General features: G+C 60.2%; 20 protein-coding genes. 12 read left to right on the top strand and 8 right to left on the bottom strand.

Annotated features, from left to right (window positions below):
* Nucleotides 1–166 precede the first annotated feature (166 nt).
* The 3 genes from KHQ26_RS08450 to KHQ26_RS08440 all read left to right on the top strand — a co-directional run bounded on the left by KHQ26_RS08450 (nucleotide 167) and on the right by KHQ26_RS08440 (nucleotide 2430).
* Entirely contained in the window at nucleotides 167–808 is a 642-nt protein-coding gene (locus KHQ26_RS08450) for a helix-turn-helix domain-containing protein (protein WP_004151802.1), read from the top strand.
* 135 nt (nucleotides 809–943) lie between these two features.
* Nucleotides 944–1288 carry a DUF3302 domain-containing protein gene (locus tag KHQ26_RS08445; protein WP_002892695.1) on the top strand — a complete coding sequence of 115 codons (345 nt, stop codon included), beginning with the start codon at nucleotides 944–946 and terminating at the stop codon, nucleotides 1286–1288.
* The gene (locus KHQ26_RS08440; protein WP_002892697.1) at nucleotides 1288–2430 is read left to right on the top strand and encodes an HlyD family secretion protein; all 1143 of its coding nucleotides are present in this window, start codon (nucleotides 1288–1290) and stop codon (nucleotides 2428–2430) included. The genes KHQ26_RS08445 and KHQ26_RS08440 overlap by 1 nt, the downstream gene beginning before the upstream one ends.
* A gap of 40 nt (nucleotides 2431–2470) precedes the next feature.
* Here KHQ26_RS08440 and KHQ26_RS08435 read toward each other — a convergent pair whose 3' ends face one another.
* From KHQ26_RS08435 to KHQ26_RS08425, 3 genes are all read right to left on the bottom strand, one after another.
* Nucleotides 2471–3268 (bottom strand): ABC transporter ATP-binding protein, encoded by a 798-nt coding sequence (locus KHQ26_RS08435; RefSeq protein ID WP_002892698.1) that lies wholly within the window; start codon nucleotides 3266–3268, stop codon nucleotides 2471–2473.
* Entirely contained in the window at nucleotides 3265–4293 is a 1029-nt protein-coding gene (locus KHQ26_RS08430) for a FecCD family ABC transporter permease (RefSeq protein WP_020803645.1), read from the bottom strand. Before KHQ26_RS08430 ends, KHQ26_RS08435 begins: the two co-directional genes overlap by 4 nt.
* Before the next feature lie 61 nt (nucleotides 4294–4354).
* Nucleotides 4355–5473 (bottom strand): ABC transporter substrate-binding protein, encoded by a 1119-nt coding sequence (locus KHQ26_RS08425; protein WP_020803644.1) that lies wholly within the window; start codon nucleotides 5471–5473, stop codon nucleotides 4355–4357.
* 271 nt (nucleotides 5474–5744) lie between these two features.
* Between KHQ26_RS08425 and KHQ26_RS08420 the strand changes: the two genes are divergently transcribed.
* Together KHQ26_RS08420 and KHQ26_RS08415 are read left to right on the top strand one after the other, a co-directional pair.
* Nucleotides 5745–6134, top strand: coding sequence for a hypothetical protein (locus tag KHQ26_RS08420; RefSeq protein ID WP_002892699.1), 390 nt, complete (start codon nucleotides 5745–5747; stop codon nucleotides 6132–6134).
* Between the two features lie 168 nt (nucleotides 6135–6302).
* Entirely contained in the window at nucleotides 6303–6758 is a 456-nt protein-coding gene (locus tag KHQ26_RS08415; protein ID WP_002892701.1) for an RcnB family protein, read from the top strand.
* A 64-nt stretch (nucleotides 6759–6822) separates the two neighbouring features.
* On the opposite strand, the gene KHQ26_RS08410 is transcribed toward KHQ26_RS08415, so the two are convergent.
* Nucleotides 6823–6948 carry a hypothetical protein gene (locus KHQ26_RS08410; protein ID WP_002892703.1) on the bottom strand — a complete coding sequence of 42 codons (126 nt, stop codon included), beginning with the start codon at nucleotides 6946–6948 and terminating at the stop codon, nucleotides 6823–6825.
* Here KHQ26_RS08410 and KHQ26_RS08405 point away from each other — a divergent pair.
* From KHQ26_RS08405 to KHQ26_RS08390, 4 genes are all read left to right on the top strand, one after another.
* Nucleotides 6911–7048: a hypothetical protein gene (locus tag KHQ26_RS08405; protein WP_004217907.1), complete on the top strand. Its 138-nt coding sequence runs from the start codon at nucleotides 6911–6913 to the stop codon at nucleotides 7046–7048. The genes KHQ26_RS08410 and KHQ26_RS08405 overlap by 38 nt on opposite strands.
* A gap of 215 nt (nucleotides 7049–7263) precedes the next feature.
* Nucleotides 7264–8442 (top strand): M20 aminoacylase family protein, encoded by a 1179-nt coding sequence (locus KHQ26_RS08400; protein ID WP_004142619.1) that lies wholly within the window; start codon nucleotides 7264–7266, stop codon nucleotides 8440–8442.
* Nucleotides 8443–8461: 19 nt separating this feature from the next.
* The gene (locus KHQ26_RS08395; protein WP_002892707.1) at nucleotides 8462–9238 is read left to right on the top strand and encodes an ABC transporter substrate-binding protein; all 777 of its coding nucleotides are present in this window, start codon (nucleotides 8462–8464) and stop codon (nucleotides 9236–9238) included.
* A gap of 128 nt (nucleotides 9239–9366) precedes the next feature.
* Complete coding sequence (locus KHQ26_RS08390) at nucleotides 9367–10320, top strand: aldo/keto reductase (protein ID WP_004147443.1); 954 nt, start codon at nucleotides 9367–9369, stop codon at nucleotides 10318–10320.
* 1206 nt (nucleotides 10321–11526) lie between these two features.
* On the opposite strand, the gene KHQ26_RS08385 is transcribed toward KHQ26_RS08390, so the two are convergent.
* The 4 genes from KHQ26_RS08385 to KHQ26_RS08370 all read right to left on the bottom strand — a co-directional run bounded on the left by KHQ26_RS08385 (nucleotide 11527) and on the right by KHQ26_RS08370 (nucleotide 16164).
* A complete protein-coding gene (locus tag KHQ26_RS08385) occupies nucleotides 11527–12318 on the bottom strand; it encodes a MoaF C-terminal domain-containing protein (RefSeq protein WP_004176998.1) in 792 nt (263 codons plus the stop codon).
* A gap of 25 nt (nucleotides 12319–12343) precedes the next feature.
* Nucleotides 12344–13111, bottom strand: coding sequence for an SDR family NAD(P)-dependent oxidoreductase (locus KHQ26_RS08380; RefSeq protein WP_211777873.1), 768 nt, complete (start codon nucleotides 13109–13111; stop codon nucleotides 12344–12346).
* Between the two features lie 87 nt (nucleotides 13112–13198).
* Nucleotides 13199–14932 carry an arylsulfatase gene (locus KHQ26_RS08375; RefSeq protein WP_004176996.1) on the bottom strand — a complete coding sequence of 578 codons (1734 nt, stop codon included), beginning with the start codon at nucleotides 14930–14932 and terminating at the stop codon, nucleotides 13199–13201.
* A gap of 44 nt (nucleotides 14933–14976) precedes the next feature.
* Nucleotides 14977–16164 carry an anaerobic sulfatase maturase gene (locus tag KHQ26_RS08370; protein WP_004176995.1) on the bottom strand — a complete coding sequence of 396 codons (1188 nt, stop codon included), beginning with the start codon at nucleotides 16162–16164 and terminating at the stop codon, nucleotides 14977–14979.
* Nucleotides 16165–16589: 425 nt separating this feature from the next.
* Between KHQ26_RS08370 and KHQ26_RS08365 the strand changes: the two genes are divergently transcribed.
* The 3 genes from KHQ26_RS08365 to KHQ26_RS08355 all read left to right on the top strand — a co-directional run bounded on the left by KHQ26_RS08365 (nucleotide 16590) and on the right by KHQ26_RS08355 (nucleotide 19695).
* On the top strand, nucleotides 16590–17273 hold the full coding sequence (locus KHQ26_RS08365; RefSeq protein ID WP_002892774.1) for a helix-turn-helix transcriptional regulator: 684 nt from the start codon (nucleotides 16590–16592) through the stop codon (nucleotides 17271–17273).
* A gap of 117 nt (nucleotides 17274–17390) precedes the next feature.
* Nucleotides 17391–18563 (top strand): MFS transporter, encoded by a 1173-nt coding sequence (locus tag KHQ26_RS08360; protein ID WP_004151808.1) that lies wholly within the window; start codon nucleotides 17391–17393, stop codon nucleotides 18561–18563.
* A 16-nt stretch (nucleotides 18564–18579) separates the two neighbouring features.
* Entirely contained in the window at nucleotides 18580–19695 is a 1116-nt protein-coding gene (locus tag KHQ26_RS08355) for a class II histone deacetylase (protein ID WP_004176993.1), read from the top strand.
* The last annotated feature ends 3 nt before the right edge of the window (nucleotides 19696–19698 follow it).

Genomic DNA, 19698 nt, shown 5'->3' with positions numbered 1-19698 from the left:
AACGATTGGGTCACGAAACAGGGAGGCGAGGGTAAAAAATGTGAGCCAGGCGGAATATTTCGCCACTCCAGATCTGGACTTTTCCTTCCCCACCCGCTTAGGTATAGTTCAACAGGTCGCGGTTAGCCCCGCCGCGGTGGCCAAAGGTAAAGGAGTGCGTAGCGCGATGAACCCCAGTTTTGGCGATATTTACGATCGGTACCAGAAGCTGACGCTGACTACGCATCTGCCGGCGGTGATCGCCTGCAGTGAAACGCTGAGTTTGGGCAAAGACCAGGGCTTTATTCCGCAGCCGGGCTATCTCTACTTTCTGCTGCAGGGGCAAATGACATTGGCCTTTGGCGATGAGCAGAACCTGGTCGGGATTGTTATCGCGCATATGCCGTTAGGATTACTGGAACATTATTGTCCGTCGGTCGCGCTCTATTATCAGTGTCTGGGCGAGTGCCAGCTGGCGAAAATAACCGCCAGCGATTTTGAGCGAATATTCTTTCATTCGTCGCCGGGCTATATGCAAGAGCTGACCACGATCCTGGCCTATATGGGCATATTTGCCCTTGATGCCCACTATGAACGCGGCAGCCAGACCAGCTTTCAGACCATTAAATCGATGCTGTCGCGCTATTTATATCGCGGCGAAATTGATGGGGGTCAGCATGAGAGCCTGTCGGCATTTATTATTAAACGAACCAATCTCTCGCGCAGCTATGTGTACCAGGTGCTGGCCGCGCTGCGCGAGGGGGGATATATCACGGTGAAAAAAGGCAAGCTGATCTCCATCGACCGTCATATTCCTGAGAAATTCTAAATCCGATTCGGCAGATTCACGCCATCACGTTGCTATTACCGCCAGGGAAAGCGCTAAGCGCGCTTTTTCCCCCGGCCCCGTTACGCCTGAATCTGGCTGTTTTATTTATTTAACCTTGCACTCTGGAGTTATTTTATGACCCTGGACTATGTGGCGCTGGCCATTCTGATCGCCGTGGCCTTAATACTTTTTTATGGCGTGATTGTTATTCACGATATTCCTTATGAAATCGCCAAAGAGCGGCGTCATCCTCATCAGGATGCGATTCATTATGCCGGTTGGGTCAGCTTATTTACCCTCCACGCGCTGTGGCCCTTGTTATGGATCTGGGCGACGCTGTGGCGCGAAGACCGCGGATGGGGGATGCGCCACATTGCCGACGAGCAGCAGGCGCTGCATCAGCGTCTGGAAACGGTGGTCCAGCAGCTGGAACAGGTCCAGCGCGAGGTGGACGTTCTGAAAGCGAAGGAGGCAAAATAATGGAAACGTTAATGTTGCTGACCTACGCCGCGCTATGCATCGTGGTGTTTAAAGTTTTTCGCATCCCGCTCAATAAGTGGACCGTACCGACGGCGGTGCTCGGCGGTATCGCCCTGATTGGCGCGGTGATCTTCGGGATGAACTACAACTTCCCTTATACCGACGTCGGTAACCAGGTGTTTCGCACCGTGCCGATTGTGTCGCAGGTACGCGGCCGGGTGCAGAGCGTACCGGTGAAGCCTAACCAGATGCTGCATAAGGGCGATGTGCTGTTTACCCTCGACCCGACGCCGTTCCAGGCGAAAGTAGACGATCTGCAGGCGCAGATAAAAGCAGCCAGTCAGGATGCGCTCTCCTTAAACGCGGCGTTAAGCCAGGCGCAGGCCGAGCTGAGCCGTGCGGTGGCCCAGCGCGACCAGTCGCGGCGAGAGTATGCCCGCTATCGGGAGGGCCATGCCCAGGGCGCCTTCTCCGATCAAATGGTTGATACCCGTCTGCAGACGTGGAAAGCCGATGAAGCCAGCGTCAGCGCGGCTCAGGCGAAGGTGGTTCAGGCGCGTAATGCGCTGGACTCGGTGGTGAAGGGCAAAAACACCACCGTGGCCTCCCTGCTGGCGCAGCTGCAAAAGGCGCAGTTTCAGCTGGAGAACACCGTCGTCCGCGCCCCGGAGGATGGCTATGTCAGTACCGTCGGCTTACGGCCGGGCACCATGTCCACTGCGCTGGGGATGATCCCGCTGATGACCTTTGTGCCGGTGGAGGGCGCCGCCTCGCGGGAGTACGTCGCGGCATTTCGCCAGAACGCCCTGCAGCGTCTGCACAAAGGCGAGCCCGCGGAGCTGATGTTTCCGGCTATCCCGGGCACCGTCTTTCGCGGAGAAGTGGCCGACGTGCTGCCGGCGATTGGCGAGAGCCAGTTCCAGGGGCAGGGCAAACTGCTGACCACAGACGCGCTCAATACCCATGGCCGGGCGCTGGTGGTGCTGAAGGTGACCGATCCGCGTTTTGCCGAATACGCTCTGCCGCAGGGGGCTACCCTCGAGGCGGCGGTCTACTCGGATCATCTGAAAGAGCTGTCGCTGATCAGGAAGATCTTGATCCGCATGAAGAGCTGGGAAAACTATATCTATCTCGATCACTAAGCCGGCGGGCGCGGGGCGGACGTGCCGCGCCGCGCCGCGGTCAGGCCTCGCTGTCCACCAGGCCGTCAATAATCACCTGCCGCACCCCCTGCGAACAGGGTTCAATACGCCCGCGCACCCCATAGACGGCCGCCAGAGTCTCGGGGGTGATGACCGCGGCCGGGGTGCCGTCGCCGAGCAGCTGGCCCGCCTTGAGCATCAGCACGTGGTCGGCGTGACGCAGGGCAATATTGATGTCGTGCACCACCACCAGGGTCACGATGTTGCGCCGCCGGGTCTCCCGGCGCACCAGATCCATCACGTGAAACTGGTAGTTGAGGTCAAGGGCGCTGAGCGGTTCGTCGAGCAGCAGCAGGCGCGGCTGGCGGATCAGCGACTGGGCGAGACCCACCAGCTGCTTTTGCCCGCCGGAGAGCTGATCGAGGTAGCTCATCGCCAGATGGGCAATCCCCAGCTGTCGCAGCAGCGCCATCACTTCCTCCTGGCGCTGCGGACTGTGGCGTCCTCCGGCGGCGCGCTGGGCAACGATAATCGACTCCAGCACATGCAGATGCACGCCGGCGGGCAGCGTCTGCGGAAGATAGACCACCTGCTCTGCGCGACGTGAGAACGGCTGCGTCAGCAGATTTTCCCCCTCCAGCAGCAGCTCGCCGCGGCAGGGGCCCAGACCCGCCATCGCCCGCATTAACGTTGATTTACCGCTGCCGTTTGGCCCCAGCAGCGCGGTGATTTTCCCTCGCGGCAGATGGGGAACCGTCAGGTTCTCGATCACCTTGCGTCTGGGGTAGCCGGCGCTGAAGTGAGACAGCGACAGCCCGGATAATGTCTGGTCGCTCATACCTGCCCCCGATGACGTAAAATGATGCTCAAAAAGAACGGGACCCCGACCAGGGAAGTGACGATCCCCACCGGAATAATGGCCCCGGGGATCAGGTTTTTCGAGGCGATGGAGGCCAGGGAGAGCACCAGGGCGCCGATCAGCGCGCTGGCGGGCAGGTAAAAGCGATGGTCTTCGCCGAAGAGCATCCGCGCAATATGCGGCGCCACCAGGCCGATAAAGCCGATTGGCCCGACAAAGGCCACCGAAAGCGCCGACAGAATGCTGATCCGCAGCAGCGTGGTCAGGCGCAGACGGCGAACGTTAATGCCAAAGCTGATGGCCCGGTCCTCGCCCAACCGCAGGGCGGTCAGCTTCCACGCGCTGCGCAGCGACAGGGGCATCACCAGCGCCAGGGCGACCAGCAGGATGGCGACTTTGCTCCAGGAGGCGCGATCGATGCTGCCCATGGTCCAGAACACCAGCCCCTGCAGCGTGTCTTCGTTGGCGATGAACTGCAGCATCGAGACCAGAGCGTTAAAGGTAAAGACCAGCGCGATGCCGAACAGAATGACGCCGGAGGTGGCCACCTGGGTCCAGCGGGTGATGCCGTCCAGCAGCAGGGCCGCCAGCAGGGCGAAGATAAAGGCGTTGGCCGAGATAAACCACTGGCCGGGAATACCGGGCAGACCAATACCCAGCACAATCGCCAGCGCGGCGCCAAACGCCGCAGCCGAGGAGACGCCGAGGGTAAACGGGCTGGCCAGCGGGTTATTGAGGATGGTCTGCATTTCGGCGCCGGCCAGTCCCAGCGCCAGACCGACGATAATCGCCATCACCGCATAGGGCAGACGGATATCCCAGACGATGGCGCGCGTGCCCGGATCGGCGCTGGCCGGATCGGTTAACGTCTGCCACAGGCTCTGCAGCGGCAGACCGGAGGGGCCGAGCATAAAATCGAACAGCAGCGACGCGACAATCAACAGCGCCAGCAGGAGGATCAGCAGCAGACGGCGACGCACGATACGGCGATAATCATTCATCATGCCAGAGGTCCCGGCGGGCAGCCCGTCGAGCACGGAGTCGGAGGTTAAACGCATGCTATATTTACTCGCTCTGCTGCCAGGAGAAGACGAACGGCTGGTCCGGCAGGTCGGTGAAATGGCGCACGATATAATGGTACGTCTCATCCGGGTTGAGATCGCCGAAGGCCTGCGGGTAGATATCTTTCGCCAGGTATTCCATGCCGACAATATTCCACGGGTGGTTATAGAAGTGGTGATAAACGCCATAGGCCCGCTTTTCCTGTACCGCCGGGATCTGGCTGACCCCCGGTCGCGCCAGCAGCGTCTGCGCCTGGGCCTTCACCGCCTCCGGCTTAACCTCATAGCCGAGGGGCAACACCTGGCTGTTGCCGCGCTTCGAGCCGGTCATGATCCAGGCGTCGGGCTTCATGCTGATGATTTTCTCCAGCGAAACGAACCCGGAGGCGCCCGGCAGCAGCTGCGAACCGATATTGTTCGCCCCGACCGCCTCCACCAGCCCGCCCCAGCCGCTGTGGCCGTGGGTAAAGCAGCAGGCGTCGCTGTTGCCGGCCAGCGCTTCCACGAAGACGTTGGCCTTCGGCGTGATGGTCGCGGTCTTCTGGCGAATCGACTGCAGCTGCTGACGATAGTAATCGGTAAAGGCTTTGGCCTGGCTCTCGCGGTTAAGGACTTTGCCCAGCAGGTCGATGCTGGGGGCGGTATCTTTCGCCGGGTCGATCTCATAGTCGACAAACAGCACCGGAACGTGCAGGGCGCTGAGCTTGTCGATGACGCCGCTCTCCATCAGCGCTGGCCTGGCGCGCAGCTGGGCGATCATCAGATCCGGCTGACGGGCGATGACGCTTTCAAGATCGACGTTCCCTTTATCGCTGAAGCCCATGTCAAGGATCGTGGCCGACTGCGGCCACGTCGTTTTCAGCATCTGCCAGGTGGCAACATCCTGCTTTTTCGCCAGATTATTCCATGCCACCAGCCGTTTAAACGGATTGTCCCGGTCCAGCAGGGCGAGGGTCATAATGTCGCGGCCATCCTGCAAAATAATACGCTGCGGCTCTTTGGCGAGGGTGACCTGCCGGCCGTCGAGGTCCGTGACCGTCAGGGGATATTGGGTTGCATAGCTGAGGAGGGGCGTCGCGAGCAGCGCAGTAAGTAACAGCGATCTTACTGATTTTCTTGCCATAAAATGAGTTCCGTTTGCCAATTTATAAATATAATGATTCTGAGAATTATTCTCGAGTAAACGTCAACGGCAAGTATATCAAGGGCAAATTTCATAAAATGTAACAAACATGTTGGAAATTATGCCAACGCCGACAGGGCGCGCGCGGCGGCAGCATTTTCTGCCAAGGCTGGAGGTCGAAGACGTTTTTCAGGCTAATTCCTAATGTCATCCCCGGTTCGTTGTGCCATCCTGAATGCGACTCATAACACGACACGTGAGAGAGGATATTATGAAAAAAGCAATGATTGCGTTATCGGCTATTCTGGTTGCGGCTCCGGTTTTTGCTGCGACAACACATGCAACAGATGATACCGTCGCGGCGGCGAATGCCAACGCCAACACCGCTAAAGAGAAGCTGCATCAGGCCCAGCACGAGGGCGAAGAGCAGCAGCTGAAGGCGAAACACGCCGCCGAAGGCAAGCAGGACAGCGTCGGCAGCCAGGTGAGCGAAGGCGCGCAGAAAACCTGGAACAAGACCAAAGAAGGCACCGAGAAGGGGTGGGATAAGACCAAAGAGGTCAGTGAAAAAGGCTGGAACGCCACCAAATCCGGTGCGGAAAAGGGCTGGGATAAAACCAAAACCGGCGCCGAAGAGTTAAAAAATAAAGTGACTGAATAAGTCCTTTTACCTGTCTGAATAAAGGTCGCGAAAGCGGCCTTTTTTATTGCCCCGCCATCAGCACAACCTCTTCCCGACAGCCGATGCCAGGAATCGTCCTGGTTAACCAGTTACTCACTCTTTCTTCACATTTGCCCGGTACAAAGGAGCTGAATCAGGAGGTGTACCATGAAAAAGATGATTTCTCTGGCAGTAATTTTATCCTGTGTGCTGAGCGTCCCGGCCTTTGCCGATGGCCCGAACGACGGCCATCGTCCGGGGCAACCCACGGTGTGGCAGAACGGTCCGGACCATGACGGGCATGCACCGCAGGGCGGACCTGACGCGCATCATCAGGGCGACCATGACCAGCGTGGCCCGGATCGCGACGGCCATGACAAACGCGATCTGGCACGTCATGAGCAGGACCATTTCGCCTGGCGCGGGAACGATTTCCGCAAAGGCCACCCGGCTCCGGCGCCGTTCCGTGGCGATGAATATCGCGTCCGCGACTGGAGCGACCGCGGCCTGCCGCCCCCGCCGGAAGGCCATCACTGGTCCTATATCGACGGTAACTATGTGCTGATCGCCGCGGCGACCGGGATCATCACCTCGATTCTGGTGAGCGGCGCCCTCGGCCACTAAATGCGCTGCTCCGCGACGCCGGGTCAGGAAAAGCCTGATCCGGCGATGGCGCACTCGCGGAAAGCTACGGATCCAGCGCAGCATCCGGCCAGTATTTATAACCATTGATCGTTGCCTGGGTGGACAGTTCTTTTTCGGTCAGATGATAAACGTTGACCTTCGAGGACAACGAGGCGGTATCTGACGCCACGCCGCTGGAAGCGGCGGCGATCGGCGCGCTGCAGCCCGCCAGCGCAACGATTGCGAGAAGGAAAAGCCTCTGTAATTGCCTGCCCGTTTATTTTATATAACGCTGGATGTGGCCGTGCAGGGTAGGGTAAATAACGGGAAATCCTCAAAAAAATAAACTTTTATTTTTTAATTGCACTATTTTTATTATTCATTGCGCTGTGATGAGTGAATTATTAAATAAGATGCGTCCATTCCAGGTATTAGAAATGCTGCTTGCATAAACTTTTCATCGCGATACCGTGATAAGTCCTTAATTTATTTCCCGGAGAGCGGCATGAGTGATTATGTAATTCCAGAAATTAAAGCGACGGAAGCGGAAATGATTTCTATCCGTCATTATTTACATGCCAATCCGGAATTAAGTCTTGAAGAGTTTAATACCAGCGAACTGGTCGCCAGCAAGCTGACGGAATGGGGCTATCAGGTGACGCGCGGTCTCGGCAAGACCGGCGTGGTCGGCAGCCTGAGCAAAGGCGATTCTCCGCGCACCATCGGTTTACGCGCCGATATGGATGCCCTGCCGATCGAGGAAACCACCGGTTTACCCTGGGCCAGCACGGCGCCAGGAAAAATGCACGCCTGCGGCCATGACGGTCACACCACCATTCTGCTGGCGGCGGCGAAATATATCGCCTCGCCGGCCTGTCAGTTCAACGGCACGGTGCATCTGATTTTTCAGCCGGCGGAAGAGGCTATCGGCGGCGCGGATTTAATGATTAAAGACGGCCTGTTCGAGCAGTTCCCCTGCGAACGCATCTTTGGCTTGCACAACATGCCAGGCCTGCCTGTAGGCAAGCTGGGCTTCTACGCCGGCAACTTCATGGCCTCGGCGGACACCGTCAAAATCACGATTACCGGCTACGGCGGCCACGGCGCCCACCCCGAGCGCACCGTCGACCCGATCGTCGCCGGTGCGGCGCTGGTGATGGCCCTGCAGAGCATTGTGGCGCGCAACGTGCCGCCGGGGGAAACGGCAGTGGTCAGCGTCGGCACCTTCCAGGCCGGTATCGCCTCCAACGTCATTCCGGAGAGCGCGGTGATGGAGCTGAGCGTGCGGGCGATGAAGCCGGAAATCCGCGACCTGCTGATCAAGCGTATTCACGAGCTCGCTGACTTTACCGCCAAAAGCTATGGCGCCAGCAGCGTAGTGGAGGTTTACGACTCCTATCCGGTATTAACCAACAGTCCTGAAGAGACCGATTTCGCCCGGGCGCTGGCGCTGGAGGTGTTTGGCCGCGAAGGGGTCCTGGAGTCGGTCTCGCCGATGAACGCCAGCGAGGATTTCGCTTTTATGCTGCGCGAACGCCCGGGCAGCTACTTCCTGCTCGGCAATGGCGAGAAAGGGGAGAAGGGCGGTTGCATGGTGCACAACCCCGGCTACGACTTTAACGATGACATTATCACCACCGGCGCGACGCTGTTCGCCCGTCTGGTGGAAAAACACTGTCGCTAATCTCTGGAGAAGAACGCGAATGAAAAAATCACTGTTGCTATGGCTGGCCTTAATGGCGTCGACGTCGGCGCTGGCCGAAGGGGGAAAGGAGATCCGCTTCGGCGTCGACCCGACTTTCGCGCCGTTTGAATGGAAAGATCCGCAGGGCAAGCTGGCGGGGTTTGATATCGATTTAGGCAACGCCATTTGTCAGCAGCTGCAGGCGAAATGCGTGTGGGTGGAAAGCAATTTCGACGGCATTATCCCGGCGCTGAAGGCGCGTAAATTCGACGCGATCCTTTCCGGGATGTATATGACCGAGAAGCGCAAAGCGCAGATTGCCTTTAGCGACAAGTTGTATAACGGGCCGGTGTTCCTCGTGGCGCGTAAAAATACCCTGCAAGGCAATACGCCGGAACAGCTGAAGGGCAAAACCATCGGCGTGGAGCAGGGCTCGGCGCAGGAGACGTATGTTAACCAGCACTGGCGGCCGCAGGGGATAAACATTGTGGCCTACCAGGGGGCCGATAGCGTGGTGCGTGACCTGGAGTCGGGGCGCATCGACGGCGCGGTGCTCTCCGGGATGATGGCCGACTACAGCTTCCTGCAGCAGCCGCAGGGTAAGGAATTCGCCTTTGTCGGCGGCCATCTGCAGGACGATACGCTGTTTGGCGCCGGGGCGGCGATAGGTTTGCGTAAAGACGATGAGGCGCTGCGTCAGGAAATTAACGGCGCGATTGCGAAGATTCTTGCCGACGGCACCTATAAAAAATTAGCTGGCAAATATTTTAGCTTTGATGTTTATTCCGGGACATAATGTCAGAGTGTACCTGCGGGCGTGGAGCGCCCGCCGTAAGATTCCTTTTCTGATTATCCAATCGACCTCCTCTCCTGACCCCTGTGGTTACCTGAGGGAAGCAGAATATAAGCTAAGGAGTACTCGGCATGATGACACGTCCTTTGGGCAAAACCGGATTTTCCATCGCCCCATTAGTCTTTGGCGGCAACGTCTTTGGCTGGACCATCGATGAAAAAACCAGTTTTGCTCTTCTTGATGCTTTCGTTGACCACGGTTTTGATGCTATCGATACGGCGGATGTTTATTCCCGCTGGGCGGAGGGCAACCAGGGCGGCGAATCTGAAACCATAATCGGCCGCTGGCTACAGGCGCGCCCCGGCATGCGCGATAAAGTCAAAATTTTCACCAAAGTCGGCTCCGATCTCGGCCTCCCCGGCCATAAAGGGCTCAGCAAAGCCTGGATCCAACAGGCGGTTGACGACTCTCTGCGTCGCCTGAATACCGATTATATCGACCTCTACTTCTCCCACTGGCCGGATCCGCAAACCCCGGTGGCGGAAACGCTGGAGGCCTTCCACAGCCTGCAGCAGGCCGGAAAAATCCGCGCGATGGGGGCCTCTAACCTCGATGCGATGCAGCTGGCGGGGGCGCTGGAGGTGGCGCGTAAGGGCGGCTTGCCTGCGTGGCAGGTGCTGCAGCCGGAATATAACCTCTACCACCGCTCTGCGTTTGAAGGCGCGCTGTGCGATCTCTGCGTCAGCCGCGATATCGGGGTGGTGACCTACTACAGCCTGGCCTCGGGGTTCTTAACCGGTAAGTACCGCCAGCCGTCGGATCTGACACAGAGCCAGCGCGGAAGCGGGATTGGTAAGTACCTGAATCCGCGCGGCATGCGGATTATCGATACCCTGGCGGCGGTCGCGGACGAGCAGGGCGCGAAGCCGGCTGAGGTTGCCCTGGCGTGGCTGATCGGCCGCGAAGGGGTGACCGCGCCGATCGCCAGCGCCACCAGCGTGGCTCAGGTGGAGAGTTTTGCCCGCGCGGCGGCGCTGAGCCTGAGCGCGGAGCAAGTGGCGCGGCTGGACGGCGCCAGCGCCTGAGGCAATCCCTCTTCCCGGCGGGGAGAGGGGGGAGGGCTAAACATGACGCGGAGCGTAGGCCGGGTAAGGCGCCAGCCGCCACCCGGCAAAATAACGGCGCAACCGGAAATGTCCCTGTTCGCGCTGCGCTTAGCAGGGCTACAGCTTCTATGTTACTTCCGGGCCGATTGCGCTCCCGGTTAATTGTCTGCGTTATGGCAGTCAAGGTGCAGGGAGCGCACAGGGGGCGGCCAGTCGCCGCCGCCCCCTGTACCCCCGGGCTCCGGCCAGCAACATCGCCGCTGCGCGGTGCCTTCGACTTATCCCTGCAGGCTTCGGGTCGGGCCGAGGCAGCGTCCCTGCAAAACACGGCCCTCAGCCCGCATTCATGCGGGCTTCCCCGACCTTCCGGGAACGTCTCAGCGATGTTGAGGCCGCAACACCGGCAGTTTCAGCAAGACTGGTGAATAAATTAACGACAGGTTGCGCGAATCCCAGGTCGGGTAAGGCGCCAGCCGCCACCCGGCAATAAAGCGGCTCTGTGCCTGATGGCATCGCCCGGTGGCGCTGCGCTTACCGGGCCTGCGAGGTGTGAGCCTGTGAGAGGCCCCGGTAGGCCGGGTAAGGCGCCAGCCGCCACCCGGCAAAATAACGGCGCAACCGGAAATGTCCCTGTTCGCGCTGTGCTTAGCAGGGCTACAGCTTCTATGTTACTTCCGGGCCGATTGCGCTCCCGGTTAATTGTCTGCGTTATGGCAGTCATGGTGCAGGGAGCGCACAGGGGGCGGCCAGTCGCCGCCGCCCCCTGTACCCCCGGGCTCCGGCCAGCAACATCGCCGCTGCGCGGTGCCTTCGACTTATCCATGCAGGCTTCGGGTCGGGCCGAGGCAGCGTCCGTGCAAAACACGGCCCTCAGCCCGCATCCATGCGGGCTGCCCCGGCCTTCCGGGAACGTCTCAGCGATGTTGAGGCCGCAACACCGGCAGTTTCAGTCGCACTAGTGGGTAAGTTAACGGCTGGCTGCTACGGACCGTAGGCCGGGTAAGGCGCCAGCCGCCACCCGGCAATAAAGCGGCTCTGTGCCTGATAGCATCGCCCGGTGGCGCTGCGCTTACCGGGCCTGCGAGGTGTGAGCCTGTGAGAGGCCCCGGTAGGCCGGGTAAGGCGCAGCCGCCACCCGGCGAAATGACGGGTGCGGTGCCTGAAAGCGTGCCCGGCGGCGCCCTACTATTCCTGATGGCGGGTGACGTTGAGGATCTTCGCGCTGGCGCCGACCGGAAAATTGCTGAGGGCGCCGAAATCGCTGCCCTGATAGCCCATGATCTTGCCGTCAGTGCGCATCTGCTGCAGATCGATGAGGATCACCCCCAGCGTGGGAATGATTTTCTCCCGCCAGACGAACAGATAGAGATCCTCAGCCACCTGCACATAGTGGCAGCGATCGACATCCGCCAGCCCCTTTTCCACGCCGTCCAGACACTGCCAGGCGTAAAAATTGTCGTTGAGATAGATGTGCTCATAGCGCTCGGTCGGGCTGTAGGTGTACTGATTGCGCATGCCAATGAGCGCATCGGTAAAGCCCGGCAGCGGCCCCGGCTGGGCATCCAGGCGGGCGAAGACGAAACGGACCTCAACCGCGGTCAGCGGCAACCCTTGTTCTACCCGGCTGAAGGCGTCCAGCCGCGCGGCGGCTTCGTCCGGCAGCTGGCCGTATACCAGCGTGGCATTGCGCTGCGTCAGGTTGCATACCGCGCTAATGCTGGCGTTATCCCGCTCCGGGTCAAGGAAGTCGATAAACAGAATGTCCGGGCGCAGGGCGGTCGCTCGCCAGGGGGCGCGCTTGCCGTTCCAGCTTAGCGTCTGCTCATCTTCGATAACCAGCTGCTGCGGCTCGCTCCCGGCGACATAAAAGGTAAAGTTTTCGCCGGCGGGCAGGCTGGCGGTAGCCAGCAGGTTACCGTGCGGCGCAAAACCATCGGCCAGCGCGCCGACCTGGATAAATACGGCTTCTGAAGTCATAGGGGCTCCTGAACAGAGTAGGGCGTTAGGCAAACGCCAGAGTGGGAACATCGACGATACTGGCCCCGCCGTCGGCGACCAGCGTAGCGCCGCTGATGATGGCGGCCTGCGGAGAGCAGAGAAACTGACAGGCCTGGGCTATCTCCTCGGGGCTGGCGGGGCGGCGTAGCGGAACGTCGCGGCACACCCGCTGATAAGCCTCAGTCAGCGATAGCCCTTCCGCCTGCATCAGCGGGTGCATCTCTTCATCCGCCATCGGCGTCGTGACCCAGCCGGGACAGATAGCGTTAGCGCGTACCCCCTGGGGGCCATAATCGCGGGCGACGGAGCGCATCAGGCCGATTAAAGCGTGTTTGGCGGTGACGTAGCCGCAGGCCTGCGGCCCGGCGGCCAGAGAGGCGATGGAGGCGACAAACAGCACATTGCCGCGGCGGGCAATCAGCGAAGGCAGACAGGCGCGAACGCTGGCGAAGGCGCTGGTGAGATTGCCGTCCAGCGCCTCGCGCCATTGGCGGTCGCTGGTCTCGGCGGCGGGGCTGTTGCCCATCCCGCCGCCGAGACCAGCGNNCCCGCCGGTCTGGTCGAGGATGGCCGGCAGCAGCCGCTGGCGCCACACCTCGCCGTCGGCGGCATCGCCCACCAGCGCCGTGGCGCCGGTCTCATTGGCGACAGCCTGCAGCGGCGCTTCGCGCCGTCCGGTAATAAACACCCGTTCGCCCGCGGCGCGCATCAGCCGCGCGCAGGCAGCGCCAATTCCGGTTCCACCGCCGGTAATTACCACGACTCTCGCCATCCGCACTCTCCTGTAATGGGGTTTCCGATTACCTTAAAAAGCGCGTCAGGTCCCGGCTATCGCCCGGAAGAACGATAGCCGTGGTGGTTAATGGATCTCGCTCACAGGGATCGCCTGCGGCGCAGGCACCGGCTTCATGGTGACGGGGTCGACCGCCAGATAGCGCCCGGTTTTGCTATCGATACCGACGTAGTCGATCATTTTGCCCTGCGCTTTGGTAACCATGGTGCGCTTAGCAAATGCCTCGTAGGCCTCGCTCATGGCTTTGACCCGATCGGGATGTTCGGCCGCGACATCATGCGTCTCCAGCGGGTCGTCGTGCAGATTAAATAGCTGCCACGGCGCGTCGCCGGCGGTGAGGCCGCGCGGCACCAGCCGTCGCAGCTTCCATTCGCCATCGACCCAGGCCGCCTGATGATGCAGTTCAACCCCGTAGTTGCCGCGCGGCGGCTCCTGTACTTCGCCGGTGAGATAGCGCTTAAAGCTGACGCCGATCATCGGCAACACCGGCTTTTTCGCCAGCGACTTGTTCGGATCGATGCCGGCGAATTCATATAGCGTCGGCGCCACGTCATACACCGCCATCGTCGAGGCGTCGATTTTACCGTGGCGGGTGATCCCGGGACCGGAGATCATAAAGTCGGTATTGATGCCGCCCTGGGCGCTGGTGGTTTTGTGATAATTGGCGTAGGGGGCGTTGCTGACGTTGGCCCAGTGCGGGCCGTAGGAGACAAATGATCCTTTGCGGCCGACGTTGTCATAGCTGTTATCGAACTGCTTCCAGAATTCCGGGGTAGATTCGTAGTAGAAACCCTGCGCCGGGTTGGCGCCGTTATCGGTTAAAAAGACCAGCAGGGTATTTTTATCGCGCCCGGTTTGTTTCAGCGTCTCCATCAGGGTGCCGATTTGCGCGTCCATATTGGCGATCATCGCCGCATACACCTGCATCACTTTCGCCGTATATTTCTGCTGCTCTGGCGTTAGCGCTTCCCACTCTTTATCCAGCTCCAGATGCGGCAGCGGGGTATCGTCATGGATAATTCCCAGCGCTTTCAGGCGGGCGATGCGCTGGCGATAGACCTCGGCGTAACCCTGCTCATACTGGCCTTTGAAGCGCTTAATCCACTCGTCAGGCGCCTGCAGGGGATCATGAGGGGCGGTGAAGGCCAGCCAGGCGAAGACCGGCTGTTCCTTCGGCGTCGCTTTAATCCAGCTGTTCATCTGGCGGGCGTAGGCTTCGCTGGAGTAAAAATCATCCGGTAGGGAGACGCGCTCGCCGTCGCGGGTGTAGTAGGTGTGGAAGGCTTCAACGGTCCCCAGCGGTATCGCGTCGTTAAAGTGGCTGGTGCCGCCGCCCATAAAGGCGAAGGCGTGATTAAAGCCGCGATCTTTCGGCGTGGCGCCGGGAACAAAACCGAGGTGCCATTTACCGGCCATCAGGGTGTTATACCCCGCGTCTTTAAAGCGCTCGGCCATGGTGGTGACGCGGTCGGTCAACCGCAGCTCGTAGCCCTCCTTGCCAATGGTGCTGTCGTACCACCACATGCCGCCCATCCCAGCCTGCTGGTTACTGTTGCCGGTGAGCAGCATTGAGCGCGCCGGGGCCGACATCGGCGAGGTGTAATACTGGCTCATGCGCATTCCCTGCTCGGCCATCGCCTGCAGGTTGGGGGTGGGGATCTCGCCGCCAAAGGGGCTGATGTCCGAGTAGCCCATATCATCGGCGATAATCACGATGACGTTTGGACGCTCCTGCTGCGCGGCGTGCGCGCCACCGGCGAGGATCATGCTGACCGCCGCGGCCATGGCTTTTTTGTTCACGACTGACTCTCCTGTTCAGAGGGGGATATCATCAGGGTAAGGTGCTACGCAGTATGCGCAGTCCCAACAAACGCGGCCCGCCAGGCCTTCAGGCCATTAAGGTCGCGGGAAAAGGGGCGTAATGGCGCGAGGATGTCGCTAAAGAAGCGGTAGTAGCCTCCGCAGAGGCGGTTGTTGCCTGCGGCGTTGAGATGCGCCGGGCAGCCGCCCTGGCAGACCATTTTTACCGAGCAAGTCTGGCATTCGCGGCGCAGACTTTTCTGCTGACCGAAAGGCAGTTGCACCGAGGCGTCAACTGCGGCGGCAAGCGTCTGCTCGTCAAGGCGACCCAGCCGATGTTCGGCGTTGATCAGATGATCGCAGGCGTAGAGCTGTCCGTCGGGCTCCATCACCAGGTTGCTGCCGCAGCGGGCGCTGTGCACGCAGCTGCCGCTGGTATGAGTGAAATACTGCGCCCACGCCTGTTCGATATTGATAACGAACACCCGCCCTCTATCGCAGCGCTTCCGCCACTGTCGCCAGATGCCGACCATAAAACGTCCCCAGTTATCGGCGCTGAGCTGGTATCCTTCGCGCAGGGCCGCGCCTTCGCTCATCAGCGGCTGAAACTGCAGATAGCGCGCGCCGAGGCTGACCAGCCGGTCATAAATCGCCGCCGCGTGGGCCGCCATCTCGTTATGCACCACCACCAGCAGATTAAAGTCCACCTGATGCTGATGGAGCAGGTCAATGCCGCGCAGCGCCGCCGACCAGGTCGACCGGCCGCGTTTATCCGGACGATGGTAGTCCTGCAGCGCTTCGTTGCCTTCGAGGCTCAACCCGATAATAAAGCCATGTTCGCGGAACAGTCGGCACCATGCGTCGTTGATCAGCGTCCCGTTGGTCTGCAGGCTGTTGCTGATAGTCACGCCGTCGGGGGCATAGCGTGCCTGCAGGGCGAGCGCTTTTTTGTAGAAGCTCAGGCCGGCCAGCAGCGGCTCGCCCCCCTGCCAGACAAAGTTGATTTCCCGCGCGCCGGCGGGCTGGGCGGCAATATAGCGGCGGATAAACTGCTCCAGCCGCGCGTCATCCATCTTGTTGACCGGCGTTTCGTCCTGCGGGTAATAGCAATAGCGGCAGGCGAGATTGCAGGCGGGGCCAATCGGCTTCATCAGAATATGAAACGGCACCGGCGAGCGCGGCTCAGCGGCCAGCGGAATTTGCTGCTGGCGCAGGGCGGCGATATTCAGCATCGGCTTATCCTCGGTTAATGACCGGTACTGTTGATATTATTTTGGCAACAGCGGGTCAGGCGTAATCACATGATTAAGCCGCGGCGAAAATTAAATGCATCCTGTTAAGGGTATAAGTGAAAAAAAACAAAAATCCATCGTTCTTTAGGATGAGAATCACGCGTCGGGAATAGGGTTTTTTTATCACCAGGGGCAGGTACGCCGGGTGTTAATCTTATTTGTTTATGTTTTAACGCCGCTATCGTAAAGCATGGCTGGGGTGTTTTTTAAATGCTTTATATAACAATGTATTGCTGAAAATTTTGTAACGGCTATCACATTGTTAATATGTTAATGATTGTGTTACTTAAATGTGAAATGTATGCTTCAATTATCAGTAGTCATCCATGTGTCATGTACCATCATCTCGACGGGGAGGCCCTATCATGTCTGCTTTGTTAAAAGCCAGCCGTAATGATGCGATAATAGCACGTTGTTTACAGACTATTTCCCAGTTAATTCCACTAACTTCAGCGGTGTTTTATCGAGTAAATAATCGTTTAAAACCCGAAAACTATATATTGCATAATATTTCCGATAATACGCACCAACAATATCTGGAAAACTTCCAGCCGCTGGATCCGCTGCTACCGTCGCACTTTAGCCACCAGAACACCACCGTGGCGGCGATGACGCCGCGGCTCTGCGACCGCAACCGGCATTACTATCATGAATTTATGTTGCCGAATAACGTGCGCGACATGACCGAGATCTTTATCCGCCGCGAGCGGCGGATCGTCGCCGGTATCTCGCTGATGCGCGACGTGCCTTTCTCCAGCGAAGAGCGCCAGCGGGCCCAGGCGGTGCTGCCGCTGGTAGAGCTGGCCATTCGCGACTGCCTGCAGGAAGAAGATGATCTGCCCGCCATCCTGACGGCGAAAGAGCGGGAAATCGTCGGCATGGTGCGCGAAGGCGCCAGCAATAAGCTGATTGCCCGCCAGCTGGATATCTCGCTCTCGACGGTAAAAACGCACCTGCGCAATATTTTCGCCAAGACCGAAGTGGTCAATCGTACCGAACTGGTTTCCCGAACCTGGATGCCGGCCGCTCAGCGTACGCTGCATCTGTAATCTGACTTTCGCATCCCGCGCGCGCCGTGGCAGCACGGCGTTTTCCTGATGCCTGTGGGTATCACTCCCTGGAGGATCCCCCGGGGGGAGGCTTTTTTGACCGGAGCACGCCCTACGATGTCGAGTACACCTCTCACTGATAATGCGCTTTCCCGGCCCGCCGGGCTGGTGGTGTCCCTGCGTTTGCTGGCGGCGATCGTGATTTTTGCCGCTATTGCGCCGGGTATTCTGATGACCGCGCCGGCGGTAGCGGCGCAGCTGGCCAGCGAATGGCAGCTAAAACCCGGGCAGATCGGCTGGCTGTTCTCAGCGGAGCTGGGGGCGATGAGCCTGGCGACGCTCCCGGCGTGGTGGTGGATGAGCCGCCTCGACTGGCGGCGGGTTGCCCTGACGGCCGGGGTGGTGTTTCTGGCCGCCAACCTCGCCTCGGCGGTGGTCACCCAGTACGAGACGCTGCTGGCGGCGCGCTTTATCGCCTCGCTGGCGGGCGGCACGTTGATGATTTTGTGCATCAGCTGCGCGGCCGGAACGCCGAACCCGTCGCGGGTCTACGCCTTCTGGGTGCTCGGGCAACTGCTGTTAGGGATGCTTGGCCTGCTGGCGCTGCCCGGCCTGTTCGCGACCTTTGGCCTGAAGGTGGTGTATCTGATCCTCGCCGCCATCATGCTCTGCTGTTTGCCGCTGGTATCCGCTTTCCCTCCGCGCTTTCAACCGCTTTCAGTCTCCCGCCAGCAGCCGTCGACGGCGCTGTGGCGTCAGGCGCTGGCGGTGCTGGCGGTGCTCACTTTCTATATCAGCCTTAGCGCCGTGTGGACCTTTATCGGCACCATCGGCAGCGCGGCGGGGCTGAGCCCGACGCAGGTCGGTCTGGTGCTGGCGGCGGCGACGGTTTGCGGCATTATCGGCGCCGGCGGCGCGGCCCTGCGCGGCACCCGGCGGGCCGATCGTTTACCGGTGTGGCTGGGCTACGGCCTGTTGATCGTCAGCGTTGGGCTGCTGATCGGCCAGCCGCTGCTGGTGCGTTACGCCATCGCGGCGCTGCTGTTTAAGTTCACCTGGACCTTCGTGCTGCCCTTTATTCTCGCCCGCGTGGCCGGGCTCGATAACAGCGGTCGGCTAATGAACAGCATCAATCTGGTGATCGGCGGCGGCATGGCGGCTGGCCCGGCGCTTGCGGGGGCCTTACTGCAACACTTCGCCAGCGCCGACCCGCTGCTGGCGGCGGCAGGCGTCTGCGCGCTGCTGTCACTGATTTTAATTGTGGCGGCGTCCGCCGCCGGGAAGGCTTAGCCCACGGGAGGATAGAGTGAAAAGAAAAACCGGTTTCTTCTTTGATGAACGTTGTTTCTGGCACAGTACCGGTCTGCACGCGGTGACGCTGCCGGTGGGCGGGTGGGTACAGCCGCCCGCCGGCGGCGGTCATGCTGAATCGCCAGAGACCAAACGGCGGATGAAAAACCTGATGGATGTCTCCGGGCTGACGCCGCAGCTGGCGCTGCGCAGCGCGGCGCCGGCGAGCCTTGAGGACCTGCGGCGGATCCACCCCGACAGCTATCTGGAGCGCTTCAAGGCGATAAGCGATAACGGCGGCGGCATGCTCGGCAAAGAGGCGCCGCTGGGGCCGGGCAGTTATGAAATTGCCTGTCTTTCCGCCGGGCTGGCCTGTGCGGCGGTGGAAGCGGTGCTGAAGGGGGAGCTGGATAACGCCTATTCGCTGTCGCGCCCGCCCGGACACCACTGCCTGCCGGATCAGTCGATGGGATTTTGTTTCCTCGCCAATATTCCCATTGCCGTCGAGCGAGCGAAAGCGCAGCTGGGGCTGGGCAAGGTGGCGATCATTGACTGGGATGTTCACCACGGTAACGGCACCCAGCATATCTACCTGCAGCGCGACGACGTACTGACTATCTCCTTGCATCAGGACGGCTGCTTCCCGCCGGGCTACGCCGGCGAGGACGATCGCGGCGTGGGCGCGGGCGAAGGTTACAACATCAATATTCCGCTGTTGGCCGGGGCGGGGGATGACAGCTGGCGCTATGCGCTGGAAACTATCGTTATTCCGGCGCTGGCGCGTTTTGAGCCGGAGCTGATCATCATCGCCTGCGGCTATGACGCCAACGCCATGGATCCATTAGCGCGGATGCAGCTGCACAGCGATAGCTTCCGGGCGATGACCGAACAGGTCCAGCAGGCGGCGGATCGCCTGTGCGGCGGGAAACTGGTGATGGTGCACGAGGGCGGCTACGCCGAATCCTACGTGCCGTTCTGCGGCCTGGCGGTGATGGAAGCCCTGAGCGGCATCCGCACCGAGGTCCAGGATCCGCTGCTGGAATTTATTCAGCAGCAGCAGCCGCGCGCCGCATTCGCGCAGTTCCAGCGCCAGGCCATCGATCGGCTGGCGCAGCAGTTTGGCCTGCTATAAACC

The sequence above is a fragment of the Klebsiella sp. 10 genome (assembly GCF_018223925.1).
Taxonomy (GTDB): domain Bacteria; phylum Pseudomonadota; class Gammaproteobacteria; order Enterobacterales; family Enterobacteriaceae; genus Klebsiella; species Klebsiella pneumoniae.
Note: the sequence above shows the minus strand (reverse complement) of the source record. Positions and strands in the feature narration are given on the sequence as shown.